Below are 13,010 nucleotides of genomic sequence, written 5' to 3' on the forward strand. Positions count from 1 at the left end.
GCCCCCTTACTTGCCGCCGATGAAGCCGGGCACGCGCGTGCGGGCTTCCACCCAGCGCATGATCAGCATCACCGTCACGTTGATCAGCGCGTACATCAGCGTGACCGCGATGAACGATTCATACGGGCGCGCGGTGTAGTCCACCAGTTGCCGGCCCTGCGCCGCCAGTTCCAGCAGGCCGATGGTCGACGCCACCGCCGAGTTCTTGAAGATATTCAGGAATTCGGAAGTCAGCGGCGGCACGATCACGCGGAACGCCATCGGCAGCAGCACGTGGCGGTACGTCTGCGGCAGCGTGAAGCCCATCGCCAGGCCGGCGTTCTTCTGCCCGCGCGCCAGCGAGTTGATGCCCGAGCGCACCTGCTCGCAGACCCGCGCGGCGGTGAAGGTGCCCAGGCACAGCATGGCGGCCAGGAACTGCTGCGCGAACGGGTTCATCTGCTTGATCGCCTCGCCGCCGGGCAGCAGCTCGGGCGCGACGAAATACCAGATGAACAGCTGCACCAGCAGCGGGATGTTGCGGAAGATTTCCACATAGGTGGCGGCGATGCCCGCCAGCCACTTGTTGGGCACGGTGCGCAGCACGCCGAGCACCGAGCCGATGACCAGGGCGATGACCCAGGACGAGAGCCCCAGCGCGAGCGTCACCTTCAGGCCCGAGATCATCCAGTCCAGGTAGGTCTCGTTCTGGGCGGCCTGTTCGAGGAAGACTCCCCAATGCCAGTTGTAGTTCATGTTGCGTCCTCAAAAAGAAACGGAAGGACATGCCTTCCGTTTCACACTGCTGTCAACGGCAGGTCAGTCCAGCGCCTTGTCGTTCGGCGCCTTGATCAGCGCCTTCATGTCTTCAGACAGCGGGAAGTCCAGGTTGAGGCCCTTCGGCGGCACCGGTTGCATGAACCACTTGGTGTACAGGGTGTTGACCGAACCGTCCTTCATCATGCCGGTGATCACGGTATCGGACAGCTTCTTGAACTGCGGATCGTCCTTGCGGATCATGCAGCCATAGGACTCGCGCGATTGCGGCTTGCCCACCACGATCCAGTCGGCCGGGTTCTTCGCCTTGGCACGCTCGCCGTACAGCAGCGCGTCGTCCATCATGAACGCGACCGCGCGGCCCGATTCCAGCGTCAGGAACGACTGGCCGTGGTCCTTGGTGCTGATGATGTTCATGCCCAGCTTCTGGTCATCGTTCATCTTGCGCAGCAGGCGCTCCGACGTGGTGCCGGCGGTGGTGACGATGTTCTTGCCCTTCAGGTCGGCCCAGTCCTTGATGCCGGCATCCTTCTTCACCATGATGCGCGTGCCGATGATGAAGATGGAGTTGGTGAACGCAACCTGCTTCTGGCGTTCCAGGTTGTTGGTGGTGGAGCCGCACTCGATGTCGATGGTGCCGTTCTGCAGCAGCGTGATGCGGTTCTGCGAGGTGATCGGGATTTCCTTGACCTGCAGGTTCGGCAGCTTCAGCTGGTCCTTGATGGCTTCCACGATCTTCATGTTGATATCGTAGGAATAGCCGACTTGCCGCACGCCGCCCAGGTTGTAGTTGAACGGAATCGACGACTCGCGCACGCCCAGCGTGATGACGCCGGTGTCCTTGATCTTCTTCAGCGTGCCCGTCAGTTGTTCAGCTGCCTGTGCCGTCCCGCACATCACGCCCGCGGCAATCATCAGGGCAGCCAACTTGGCAAAATTCATAACATCTCCTTGACCATGAAGAGAAAGCGGGATTCTAGAGACAAAACCCCCACTGATGAAACAGTATTGCGCAGCATCCGCCGCAATACAACTGGGTTTTCTCCTAGAAGCCCACTTCAGGGCAATCACTGCGCACGGCATCCGGATACGACAACGCGGTCTCCGGCGCTAGCCGGAGACCGCGTCTGGCGGTCATGACCAAGGGTGCCGGGACGATTGCTGCGTTGCACCATGGCAGTGCCTCGTCCCGGCTTTCCTGTGTCCTGCCGATCAGGGATACAGGCCGCGCATCTCGCGCGCCTGCAGGATCCGCGTACAGGCCACGATAAACGCCGCCGTGCGCAGGGTCACCTTGTTGTCCTGTGCCACTTGCCAGATTGCCCGGAAGGCTTCTTGCATGATCCGTACCAGGCGCTGGTTGATTTCTTCCTCGGTCCAGAAGAAGCTCGAGAAGTCCTGCACCCATTCGAAGTAGGACACGGTCACGCCGCCGGCGTTGGCGATCACGTCCGGGCAGACCAGGATATTGCGCTCGCGCAGGATATCGTCGGCTTCCGGCGTGGTCGGGCCGTTGGCGCCTTCAATCACCAGTTTTGCCGTAATCTTTGGCGCGTTCTCGGCCGTGATCTGGCCTTCCAGCGCGGCCGGGATCAGGATGTCGCAGTCGACTTCCCAGAACTGCGCGGTACGCAGAACTTCGCCGCGGAAGCCTTCGATGGTGCCGCAGTGCGAGGCGTATTCCATCATCGCCGGCACGTCCAGGCCAGCCGGGTCGAACAGCGTGGTGCGATGGTCCTGTACCGCCACCACCTTGGCGCCAGCTTCATGGAACAGCTTGGCGGCCACGGCGCCGACGTTGCCGAAGCCCTGCACCGCCACGCGCGCACCCTTGATTTCCAGGCCGATATTGCGCGCGGCTTCGGAGCCGACCACGAACACGCCGCGGCCGGTGGCTTCGTGACGGCCGAGCGAGCCGCCCAGCGAGATCGGCTTGCCGGTCACCACGCCGGTGGCCGTGCTGCCGGAGTTCATCGAGTACGTGTCCATCATCCAGGCCATGACCTGGGCGTTGGTGTTCACGTCCGGCGCCGGAATATCCTTGCTCGGCCCGATGATGATGTTGATTTCGCTGGTGTAGCGGCGCGTCAGGCGTTCAAGTTCGGCGTGCGAGAGCGTGCGCGGATCGACGCGGATGCCGCCCTTGGCACCGCCGTAGGGCACGTTGACGGCGGCATTCTTCACCGACATCCAGGCCGACAGCGCCATCACCTCGGACAGGGTCACGTCCTGGTGGAAGCGCACACCGCCCTTGCCCGGGCCGCGCGACAGGTTGTGCTGCACGCGATAACCCTCGAAATGGGCAATGGTGCCGTTATCCAGTTCGATGGGAACGTCGACGATCATCGCGCGCTTGGGGCGCTTGAGGGTTTCGACCCAGCGTGCCAGCGAGCCCAGGTAAGGCGTGACACGGTCGACCTGCTGCAGGTAGATGCCCCAGGGGCCGAGATTGTCGGCATTGAGGTAAGACGGGAGTGCGTGCTTTTGGCCAGCAATATTGGTCGGTGCTGCGGAAGACATCGGTGGGTTCCGGTGTGAAGAATGCCCGCAAGCTTAGGGGTGGCGCCCCGCCCGAATCCAATGCCGTTTGCTCATCCGGTCATGCAAAACCTGCATAACCTTGTCATCTGGCGGAAACCGGGGTGCCGGCCGGCTGGGCGGACTGGGCCGCCGACAAGGTCGACCACACCTGGTCGACCAGCTGGCGCTTGCGCCGTGCCCCGGCACGGCGTTCGTTGCCGTTCTCGCCCGGGCGCTCGCGGTACAGGCGGATTTCCATGTCGATCGACAACGGCAGCCCGCGCGCCGACTCGGCCCGCACCAGCCGGCCCGCCGCCACGTCCTCGCGTACCGCGCTTTCGGGCAGGAAGGCCATGCCGTGGCCGGCCAGCGCCATCACCTTGAGCGCCTCGGCCATGTCGGTCTCGTAGCATTTGTCGAGCTTGAGCGCCTCGGAGGTGTCGGCCAGCAGCAGGTCGACCATGCGGCCGAGGAAGGCGTTGGGCGTGTAGCTGAGGAAGGGCACCGGCTTCTTGTCGGTGCCGGGCAGCCGGAACTGCGGCTTGCCGGCAGCGTCCGGCACACTGTAGGGCGACAGCCGCTCGGTACCAAGCACCAGCATGTCGTACCGCGCCGGATCCAGCTGGATGGCCTGGCGCGCGTGGTGGTAGACCATCACCAGGTCGCAGCCGCCCTCTACCAGCATCAGCACCGCGTCATGGACGTTGAGCGCGCGCAGCCGGCACGGCAGCGTGCCGATCCTGCGCTCCAGCGCCTTGAGCCATTCCGGGAAGAAGGTCAGCGACAGCGTATGCGGCACCGCGAACTCCAGCACCTGGGCGTTGGCCGAGCGCTGGCCGCGCATCAGCGCGCGGGTCTCGCTGACCTGCGCCAGCATGGCCAGCGCCTGCTCGTAGAACACCTTGCCGGCCGGGGTCAGGCTGGTGGGGTAGCTCGAGCGGTCGATCAGCTCGGTGCCGACCCACGCCTCCAGCGACTGGATGCGGCGCGAGAACGCGGGCTGCGTAACGTGGCGCAGCTCGGCCGAGCGCGAGAAGCTGTGCGTCTCGGCCAGGCTGACGAAGTCTTCAAGCCATTTGATTTCCATGACGCGGATTATCCACCCGCGCCGGGCTGTCCGTCACCTGCGCGTCACCTGCCCGGCAGCAAGCCGTCAGCCGCGATGCGCCCAGCCGGTCATGCGCTTCTCGACCACCGCAAACAGCTCGTACATCGCCATCGCCATCACCGCGATCACCACCAGCCCGGCAAAGGCCAGCGGCATCTTCATGGCCGAGCCGGCCGACACCAGCAGGTAGCCGATGCCTTCGTTGGCGGCGTTCATCTCCGACACCGTGGTGCCGACAAAGGCCAGCGTGATCGCCACCTTCAGCGAGGCGAAGAAATACGGCATGGCGCGCGGCAGCCCGACCTTGAGCAGCACGTCGCGCCGTTTGGCGCCCAGCACGCGCAGCACGTCTTCCAGCTCCGGCTCCAGCGTGGCCAGCCCGGTGGCGATATTGACCATGATCGGAAAGAACGAGATCAGGAACGCGGTCAGGATGGCGGGGCCCGCGCCCAGGCCGAACCACACCACCAGGATCGGCACGAAGGCGGCCTTGGGCAGCGCGTTGAACGCCGTCATCAGCGGATAGCTGGCGGCATAGAGCAGCCGCGACGAGCCCATTGCCAGCCCCAGCAGCACGCCCACGGCGATGGCCACGCCGAAGCCCACCATGGTGGTCCAGAAGGTGCGCCACGCATGGCCGGCGATCACACCGGCATATTCCACCAGCGAGGCCACGATCGCCGACGGCGTCGGCAGGATAAAGTCGGACACGCCGAAGGCCATGCACGCGCTCTGCCACAGCAGCAGCACCGCGGCCAGCAGCAGCCAGGGCGCCACGCGCTGCACGCGGCGCTCCTGCGCGGAAGTGAGAGTCATCATCGTTGGGTTGCCTTAGTGTTGCCGCACATGGCCGATCTTCTCGCGCAGCACTTGCACCAGGTCGGCAAAGGGTTCGGTATAGGTCAGTTCCAGGTCGCGCGGGCGCGGCAGGTTGATCTCCTTGCGCATCAGGATGCGGCCCGGGCGCTGGCTCATCACGTAGACGGTGTCGGCCAGGAACACGGCCTCGCGCAGGTCGTGCGTGACCAGGATCACGTTGAAGCGCTGCGCCTGCCACAGGTCGCGCAACACGCACCAGAGCTCCTCGCGGGTAAAGGCGTCGAGCGCGCCGAAGGGCTCGTCCAGCAGCAGCATGCGCGGCTCGTGGATCAGCGCGCGGCAGATCGAGGCGCGCTGCTGCATGCCGCCGGACAGCTGCCACGGGTATTTGTCCTCGTAGCCGGCCAGGCCCACCGTATGCAGCAGCTTGTGGGCGCGCCCGACGTACTCGTCGCGACGTGCGCGCAGGGTGGAGCGATACGGCTCGACGATCTCCAGCGGCAGCATCACGTTGTCCAGCGTGGTGCGCCACGGCAGCAGCGTCGGCGCCTGGAAGGCCATGCCGACCTGCTTGAGCGGGCCGGTCACCTTCTGGCCGGCAATCCTCACAATGCCGCGCGTGGCCGGCTTGAGCCCGGTCGCGAGCTTCATGAAGGTGGACTTGCCGCAGCCGGACGGGCCGACGATGGCGATGAACTCGCCCGGCGCGACCTGCAGCGAGATGTCCTCGACCGCGAACTCGCCCTTGTGCGCCAGCTCGTCGTTATAGGCCAGCCAGACCCGGTTGAAATCGACAAAGGGTTCCGCGGCCGCGGGCACGGCGCTGCCGCCGGACGCGGGCATGAAGGCAGCCTGGCGCGTCATCATCGCAGCACATCCAGTTCGGCCGCGCTGGGCAGGAACGCGTCGGTCCACAGCGCATCGGGGTTGATGCGGCCCTTGGTGCCGAAGGCATCGGCCACCTGCGAGGCCATCAGCGACAGGCGCGGCTTGCTGATGCGCCCGAAGCCCTCGGCTTTGGCGTCCGGCGACTTGACCACGCTGTCCAGCGCCAGCTTGAGACGGCGCACTTCCAGCTTTTCGTCGATGATGCCGTCGCGCGCCTTGACCGCCTTGATGCCCTCTTCCGGCCGAGCGATCACGTCGCGCGCCGACTTGCTGAAGGCGCGCAGGAAGGCCTTCACTGCCTCCGGGTTCTTCTTCATGAACTCCTCGGAGGCGATCACCGCGTTGCCGTACAGCTTCACGCCGAACTGCGGGTACGGCAGCACCACGATGTCTTCATCCTTCACGCCGCGCGCGTTCAGGTTCAGGATCGAGGTGAACGAGAACCCGGTGATGGCATCGAGGTCGCCGCGCGTGAGCATGGTCTCGCGCAGCGTCGGGTCCATCGCCTGCCAGTTGAACGAGGACGGCTGCAGGCCGTTGGCCTTGGCGAAGATCGGGAAGGCGCGGCGGCCGGCGTCGAACACCGGCGCGCCCATGCGCTTGCCGGCGAGGTCCTTCGGCGCACGGATGCCGGACTTCTTCAGCGCGAGGACGGCCGCGGGCGTGTTGTTGTAGACCATCATCACGGCCACCGGCTTGTTCTTCGCGTCGGGGTTGTTGCCGTAGAACTCCATTACCGACGACATGTCGGCGAAGCCCATGTCGTACGTGCCCGAGGCCACGCGGTTGACCACGTTGCCCGAGCCGTTGCCGGCGTCGATCGAGACATCGAGCTTCTCGGCCTTGTAGTAGCCCTTCTGCTCGCCCAGCAGGAACAGTGCCGCCGGCCCTTCGAAGCGCCAGTCGAGCTGGAAGCGGACCTTGGTTGGTGCAGCCTGCGCGTGGGCCGCGCCGGTGAACTGTGTCGACAGCACCAGGCTGGTGCCGATCATCACGCCGAGCTTCAGCAGGCGGCGCCGTGCCGTGATGCGGGCCGCGCGCGCGCCGGTATTGTCAGTGTTCCCGGCTGCAGCGACACAAACACCGGGGGACACTGGCGCAGCGTGGAAATGAGGCATGGAATCTCTCCGTGGATCGTGATCTCGGAGGGATTCGTCCGCAAGGGACGTGCCAGGTTTTGAAGCTCCGTTTCAGGGCGCGCCCGCAAGCGATTGCCGAACCAAAATCGTGCGAGGCGATTGCCGCATCGGCATCGTCGGCAATGATTGTCGACAATGCCCGCCGCCCCTTGGTGCACGCGGATGCAGGAGAATGCAGTCCCGTCAGGCGTCCTGCGTGGCGTCGCCCACGTCGAGTGCCAGCGCATCCGCGCCCACGGCTTCGCCGCCCTTGGCGGCGGCGCGCGCCTGGATGTCCCACATCTCGGCGTAGCGGCCACGCGCGCGCATCAGCTCGGCATGGGTGCCGCGCTCGACGATGCGGCCGTGGTCCATCACCAGGATCTGGTCGGCATGCACGACGGTGGACAGCCGGTGCGCGATCAGCAGCGTGGTGCGGTTCTGCGCCAGCCGCATCAGCTCGGCCTGAATCGCCTGCTCGGTGCGTGAATCCAGCGCCGAGGTGGCTTCGTCGAAGACCAGCACCGGTGGGTTCTTTAGCAGCGTGCGCGCGATCGCCACGCGCTGCTTCTCGCCGCCGGACAGCTTCAGGCCGCGCTCGCCCACCGGGGTGTCGTAGCCCTGCGGCAGCTCGCGGATGAAGCTGTCGATCTGGGCGGCGCGCGCGGCGGCGATGACTTCGTCGCGGCTGGCGTCGGGCCGGCCGTAGGCGATGTTGTAGAAGATGCTGTCGTTGAACAGCACCGTGTCCTGCGGCACGATGCCGATGGCGCGGCGCAGGCTGTCCTGCGTGATTGCGCGGATATCCTGGCCGTCGATCTCGATGGCGCCGCCGTTGACATCGTAGAAGCGGAACAAGAGCCGCGCCAGCGTCGACTTGCCCGAGCCGCTGTGGCCGACCACCGCGGTAGTGGTGCCCGCCGCGATGGTGAAGTCCACGCCATCCAGGATCAGCCGGTCCGGCTCATAGCTGAAGCGCACGTCGCTGAAGCGCACCTGCGCGCCGTTGACCTGCAGTGGCTTCGCATCAGGCGCGTCGGCCACCTCCTGGTTGGTGCCCAGCAGCACGAACATGCGGTCCATGTCGGTGGTGGCCTGCTTGATCTCGCGGTAGATCACGCCGAGGAAGTTCAGCGGGATATAGAGCTGGATCATCAGCGTATTGACCAGCACCAGGTCGCCCAGCGTGAGCTTGCCGTCGACCACGCCCACGGTGGCGCGCCACAGGATCAGGATCAGCCCCAATGCGATGATGGTCTGCTGGCCGAAGTTCAGGAACGACAGCGAGTTCTGCGAGCGGATCGCCGCGGTGCGGTACTTGCGCAGGTTCTCGTCGTAGCGCAGCGCCTCGTAATCTTCATTGCCGAAGTACTTGACGGTCTCGAAGTTGAGCAGGGAATCGATCGCCTTCTGGTTGGCGCGCGAATCGAGCTCGTTCATGCGGCGGCGGAAATGCGTGCGCCATTCGGTCACCACGATGGTGAAGACGATATAGCCCACCAGCGCGCAGCCGGTGATGGCCGCGAACCAGATGTCGTAGTGCAGGATAAAGAAGCCAATCACCAGCCCCATCTCCACCAGCGTGGGCAGGATGCTGTACAGCGAATACGAGATCAGCGACTGGATGCCGCGCGTGCCGCGCTCGATGTCGCGGCTCATGCCGCCGGTCTGCCGGTCCAGGTGGAAACGCAGCGACAGCGCGTGCAGGTGCCGGAACACCTGCAGCGCGATCTCGCGCACGGCGCTCTGCGTGACCTTGGAAAAGAGCATCTCCCGCAACTCGGTGAACAGCGTCGCCGACAGCCGCAGCAGCCCGTAGGCGACGATCAGCCCGACCGGCACCGCCAGCAGCGCGCGCGGGTCGCCCGGCTGCAGGTTCATGCTGTCGATCAGCTGCTTCATCAGCACCGGCACGCCCAGGTTGGCCACCTTGGCCGACACCAGGCACGCCAGCGCCAGCATCACGCGCCACTTGTAGTGCCAGACATAGGGCAGCAGGTTGCGCACCGTCTGCCAGTCGCTGCGGGGCGCGCGCTGACCGGGAAAGAGCGTGTTTGAAGCAGGAGCGGGGGCCGGCTCAGCGGTCGTGGAATAGCGGCGCATACGTTAGAATTCGGGCCAATGCGCGATTGTCGCAGAGTTCGCATTACGTGGCAGGCGAAGGGTCTTTCGCCCCGCCCCGCCCCCTTCCGCAGTCCACCACACACCGTCATGAACGCTCCCCACACCGTCCCCGCCCTGCCCGCCGGCAAGAATCCCGCTCTGCGCGTGGTGCCGATGCCCGCCGACGCCAATGTGCACGGCGACGTGTTCGGCGGCTGGATCATGGCGCAGGTGGATATCGCCGGTTCGATCCCGGCGGTGGAACGCGCCCAGGGCCGCGTGGCCACCGTCGCGGTCAACTCCTTCCTGTTCAAGCATCCGGTGTTCGTTGGCGACCTGGTCAGCTTTTATGCGGACATCGTCAAGACCGGCCGTACCTCGATCACGGTGTCGGTCGAGGTCTATGCGCAACGGATGCGCCACAGCAATGAGATCGTCAAGGTGACGGAGGCCACGCTGACGTATGTGGCAACGGATGAATCGCGGCAGCCGCGGGTGTTGCCGTCGGCTTGAGCGCCTCGCCCCCGAATGCAAAAAGCCGTCTGCGCGTAACGCAGACGGCTTCTTTTATTCCTTTCCGGGGATCCGGCCGGCTTACTCGAACTTCGTAAAATCCGGCCTGCGCTTCTGAAAGAAGGCAGCAAACGCCTCTTTCGCCTCCGGCGCCACCAGCATCTTCCGGAATACCGCGCCCTCCTCGGCCATCTGCTTTTCCACCGCCGCCATATCGCCCGCCTTCATCAGCCGCTTGCTCTCGCGCAGCGACGAAGCCGGCAGGGCCGCCAGCTTGCGCGCCTGCTGCAGCGCAAAGTCGTGCAGCTCGGCCACCGGCAGCACCCGCGTCACCAGCCCGATCTCCAGCGCCTCCTGCGCGCTGAAGGCTTCGCCCAGCAGCAGCTTCTCGGCCGCGCGCTGGTAGCCGACCAGCCGCGGCAGCAGCAGGCTCGAGGCCGCCTCGGGGCACAGGCCCAGCTGCACGAACGGCAGCGACAGTTTGGCCGTATCGGACGCATAGACCAGGTCGCAATGCAGCAGCATGGTGGTGCCCACCCCGACCGCGGCACCGCTGACGGCTGCCACGATCGGCTTGGTGGCGTGGCTGATCTGGTAGAGGAACTGGAACACCGGCGCCTGCTCGGCGCCTTCGCCCGCGGCAGGCGGGCGCTGCATGAAGTCTTCCAGGTCGTTGCCGGCGGTAAAGATCTCTGGCTTGCCGCGCAGCAGGATGGCGCGCACGTTGCGGTCAGTCTCGGCCGCGCGCAGCGCGTCGGCCATGGCCTGGTACATCGCCGCGGTGATGGCGTTCTTCTTGTCGATGCGGTCGAACTCGATGGTCAGGATGCCCTGCTCGATGCCGGTGCGGATGCTCATGGTGTCCTCGTCTGTGGATGCATTGCTTGGAGGGTTATTCAAAAGGCGGCGGCAATTCGGAAAGATAGCTCAGGCCGAACGCGCGCGCGCCGACATTCAGCGCCACCGTCAGGCTCATCGGCGCCAGCATCAGTTCCACGCCCTGGCTGCGCGCGGTGCGCTCCAGCGACTGGAACGCCGGCATCGCGCGCACGGCGTCGAGCGGGCCGGCATAGCAGACGGAGATCGCCGGCACCATCAGGTCGCCGCCGCGGATGCACTGCTCGGCATGCTGCAGCACGCGGCGCGCACCCTCCTCGGAGCCGCGCGCCCTGGCGATGGCGTCGGTGTGCCCGCGGTGCATGCGCACCACCGGGCGGATATTGAAGGCGCTGCCCATCACATAGCGCCCCCAGGTGATGCTGCCCTCGCCCTTCTGGCGCGCGCGCGTGTACATGTAGAGCAGCTCGTCGGGCACCAGGAACATATGGGCGGCATCGCGCAGGCGCGTCTCGACCGCTTCCCGCACCGCTTGCGGGCTGGCGCCGGCGGCGGCCATGCGCGCGGCTTCACGCACGATCAGCGCCTGGCCCGGCCCGATCGCGCCGGTGTCGACCACGGTCAGGTCGAACAGGCCGGTGCGCCCGGCTTCCTTGCGCAGACGCACGCTGCGCGCCACCGTGCCGATCACCGCGCCGGTGGCATGCGCATACAGCTTGCTGCGCGAACTGGCGATGGTGAACAGGATGGCGCGGTCGCAGTGGGCCACCACGTTGCGCAGCAGGTGTTCTTCCAGCTCGCGCTCGAGCAGCGGGATCGATTCGGCGTAGTGGTCCTGGCGGCCAACCAGGTATTGCTGGTAGAGCGTGGGCAGCGCGTCTTCATCGCGCGTATCGGCGACGAAATGCTCGCCCGCGCGGATGCGGAACGGAATCGTGTGGACCTTCAGCTGGGCCATGACGTCGCGCGGCAGATCGCACGCGGCATCGGCCAGGATGGCTGTCTCCTGCATAATATTGTCTCCTCCCTACCTGGTGACCCGCGTCGCGGGCGGCAGCCCCCGGTTACTGCTTTCTTCACCTGATGCAGAAGGGCGGGACAGCCCCGAAGGACCGTCCCGCAGGCGCGTTCAGACGCGCTCGAAAATACCTGCAGCGCCCATGCCCGTGCCAACGCACATGGTCACCATGCCGTACTTCAGGTTGTGGCGGCGCAGCGCGTGCACCACCGTGGCAGAACGGATCGCACCGGTCGCACCCAGCGGGTGGCCCAGCGCAATCGCGCCGCCCATGCGGTTGACCTTGGCCGGATCCAGTTGCAGATCGCGCATCACCGCCAGCGACTGCGCGGCAAAGGCCTCGTTCAGTTCAATCCAGTCGAGCTGGTCCTGGGTCAGGCCCGCGGCCTTCAGCGCCGCCGGAATCGCTTCCTTGGGGCCGATGCCCATGATCTCGGGCGGCACGCCGCGCACCGCGAACGAGACGAAGCGCGCCAGCGGCACCAGGTTGAACTGCTTGAGGATCTTTTCCGAGACCAGGATCAGCGCGCCGGCGCCGTCAGAGGTCTGCGAGCTGTTGCCGGCGGTGACGCTGCCCTTGTTGGCAAACACCGGGCGCAGCTTGCCCAGGCCTTCCAGCGAGGTCTCCGGGCGCGGGCCTTCGTCCAGCGAGATCGTGCGCGTCTTCACGTTGACCTGGCCGCTGGCGAGGTCCGGGAAGCGCTCGATGATCTCGATCGGCGTGATCTCGTCCTTGAACTCGCCGGCCTGCTGCGCGGCGATGGCCTTCTGGTGCGAGGCCAGCGAGAACGTATCCTGGTCCTCGCGGCTGACCTGCCATTGCTGCGCCACCTTCTCTGCGGTCAGGCCCATGCCGTAGGCGATGCCCACGTTCTCGTCGCGGGTGAAGATCTCCGGCGACATCGACGGCGAGTTGCCCATCATCGGCACCATGCTCATCGATTCCACGCCGGCGGCGATCATCACGTCGGACTCGCCCACGCGGATGCGGTCGGCGGCCATCGCCACCGCGCTTACGCCCGAGGCGCAGAAGCGGTTGACGGTGATGCCGCCCACAGTATTGGGCAGGCCCGACAGCAGCGCGCCGATGCGGGCGACGTTCAGGCCCTGCTGCGCCTCAGGAATCGCGCAGCCGACGATGGCGTCTTCGATCAGCTTGGGGTCCAGGTTCGGCACCTGTGCCACTGCAGCCTTCAGGATGGTGGCCAGCAGATCGTCCGGGCGCGTGTTCTTGAACGCGCCCTTCGGGGCCTTGCCGATCGGCGAGCGGGTGGCCGCAACGATATATGCGTCTTGCAGTTGTTTCATGATGTCGGTTCCTCGCTTGCCC

12 protein-coding genes are annotated in these 13,010 nt (G+C 65.9%); 1 reads left to right on the plus strand and 11 read right to left on the minus strand.

The window, feature by feature from the left end:
- Positions 1-6: 6 nt before the first annotated feature.
- The 8 genes from AC07UK_RS16685 to AC07UK_RS16720 all read right to left on the minus strand — a co-directional run bounded on the left by AC07UK_RS16685 (position 7) and on the right by AC07UK_RS16720 (position 9,312).
- On the minus strand, positions 7-735 hold the full coding sequence (locus AC07UK_RS16685) for an amino acid ABC transporter permease (protein WP_116355616.1): 729 nt from the start codon (positions 733-735) through the stop codon (positions 7-9).
- 63 nt (positions 736-798) lie between these two features.
- Positions 799-1,698 (minus strand): glutamate/aspartate ABC transporter substrate-binding protein, encoded by a 900-nt coding sequence (locus AC07UK_RS16690; RefSeq protein ID WP_013955560.1) that lies wholly within the window; start codon positions 1,696-1,698, stop codon positions 799-801.
- Positions 1,699-1,968: 270 nt separating this feature from the next.
- A complete protein-coding gene (locus AC07UK_RS16695) occupies positions 1,969-3,276 on the minus strand; it encodes a Glu/Leu/Phe/Val family dehydrogenase (protein ID WP_494686016.1) in 1,308 nt (435 codons plus the stop codon).
- Between the two features lie 103 nt (positions 3,277-3,379).
- Positions 3,380-4,363 (minus strand): LysR substrate-binding domain-containing protein, encoded by a 984-nt coding sequence (locus AC07UK_RS16700; protein WP_494686017.1) that lies wholly within the window; start codon positions 4,361-4,363, stop codon positions 3,380-3,382.
- A gap of 66 nt (positions 4,364-4,429) precedes the next feature.
- Positions 4,430-5,203, minus strand: coding sequence for an ABC transporter permease (locus AC07UK_RS16705; RefSeq protein WP_494686018.1), 774 nt, complete (start codon positions 5,201-5,203; stop codon positions 4,430-4,432).
- Between the two features lie 12 nt (positions 5,204-5,215).
- The gene (locus AC07UK_RS16710) at positions 5,216-6,070 is read right to left on the minus strand and encodes an ABC transporter ATP-binding protein (RefSeq protein WP_494686019.1); all 855 of its coding nucleotides are present in this window, start codon (positions 6,068-6,070) and stop codon (positions 5,216-5,218) included.
- A complete protein-coding gene (locus AC07UK_RS16715) occupies positions 6,067-7,209 on the minus strand; it encodes an ABC transporter substrate-binding protein (RefSeq protein ID WP_494686020.1) in 1,143 nt (380 codons plus the stop codon). Before AC07UK_RS16715 ends, AC07UK_RS16710 begins: the two co-directional genes overlap by 4 nt.
- A 204-nt stretch (positions 7,210-7,413) precedes the next feature.
- Positions 7,414-9,312: an ABCB family ABC transporter ATP-binding protein/permease gene (locus tag AC07UK_RS16720; protein ID WP_494686021.1), complete on the minus strand. Its 1,899-nt coding sequence runs from the start codon at positions 9,310-9,312 to the stop codon at positions 7,414-7,416.
- A gap of 108 nt (positions 9,313-9,420) precedes the next feature.
- Between AC07UK_RS16720 and AC07UK_RS16725 the strand changes: the two genes are divergently transcribed.
- Entirely contained in the window at positions 9,421-9,825 is a 405-nt protein-coding gene (locus tag AC07UK_RS16725; RefSeq protein WP_013955553.1) for an acyl-CoA thioesterase, read from the plus strand.
- 81 nt (positions 9,826-9,906) lie between these two features.
- Here the strand turns inward: AC07UK_RS16725 and AC07UK_RS16730 are convergent, their stop codons facing one another.
- The 3 genes from AC07UK_RS16730 to AC07UK_RS16740 form a co-directional block, all read right to left on the minus strand.
- Positions 9,907-10,683: an enoyl-CoA hydratase gene (locus AC07UK_RS16730; RefSeq protein WP_494686022.1), complete on the minus strand. Its 777-nt coding sequence runs from the start codon at positions 10,681-10,683 to the stop codon at positions 9,907-9,909.
- A 34-nt stretch (positions 10,684-10,717) separates the two neighbouring features.
- Positions 10,718-11,674, minus strand: a complete 957-nt coding sequence (locus AC07UK_RS16735) for a DegV family protein (RefSeq protein WP_494686023.1) — start codon at positions 11,672-11,674, stop codon at positions 10,718-10,720.
- 117 nt (positions 11,675-11,791) lie between these two features.
- Positions 11,792-12,991, minus strand: coding sequence for an acetyl-CoA C-acyltransferase (locus AC07UK_RS16740; RefSeq protein WP_494686055.1), 1,200 nt, complete (start codon positions 12,989-12,991; stop codon positions 11,792-11,794).
- Positions 12,992-13,010 lie beyond the last annotated feature (19 nt).

The sequence above is a fragment of the Cupriavidus sp. GW821-FHT07C08 genome (genome assembly GCF_059419025.1).

Coding starts and splice junctions, on each gene's coding strand:
- AC07UK_RS16715 (WP_494686020.1), bottom strand. CDS start 7,209: ATGCCTCATTTCCACGCTGCGCCAGTGTCCCCCGGTGTTTGTGTCGCT.
- AC07UK_RS16695 (WP_494686016.1), bottom strand. CDS start 3,276: ATGTCTTCCGCAGCACCGACCAATATTGCTGGCCAAAAGCACGCACTC.
- AC07UK_RS16730 (WP_494686022.1), bottom strand. CDS start 10,683: ATGAGCATCCGCACCGGCATCGAGCAGGGCATCCTGACCATCGAGTTC.
- AC07UK_RS16685 (WP_116355616.1), bottom strand. CDS start 735: ATGAACTACAACTGGCATTGGGGAGTCTTCCTCGAACAGGCCGCCCAG.
- AC07UK_RS16690 (WP_013955560.1), bottom strand. CDS start 1,698: ATGAATTTTGCCAAGTTGGCTGCCCTGATGATTGCCGCGGGCGTGATG.
- AC07UK_RS16725 (WP_013955553.1), top strand. CDS start 9,421: ATGAACGCTCCCCACACCGTCCCCGCCCTGCCCGCCGGCAAGAATCCC.
- AC07UK_RS16705 (WP_494686018.1), bottom strand. CDS start 5,203: ATGATGACTCTCACTTCCGCGCAGGAGCGCCGCGTGCAGCGCGTGGCG.
- AC07UK_RS16700 (WP_494686017.1), bottom strand. CDS start 4,363: ATGGAAATCAAATGGCTTGAAGACTTCGTCAGCCTGGCCGAGACGCAC.
- AC07UK_RS16735 (WP_494686023.1), bottom strand. CDS start 11,674: ATGCAGGAGACAGCCATCCTGGCCGATGCCGCGTGCGATCTGCCGCGC.
- AC07UK_RS16720 (WP_494686021.1), bottom strand. CDS start 9,312: ATGCGCCGCTATTCCACGACCGCTGAGCCGGCCCCCGCTCCTGCTTCA.
- AC07UK_RS16710 (WP_494686019.1), bottom strand. CDS start 6,070: ATGATGACGCGCCAGGCTGCCTTCATGCCCGCGTCCGGCGGCAGCGCC.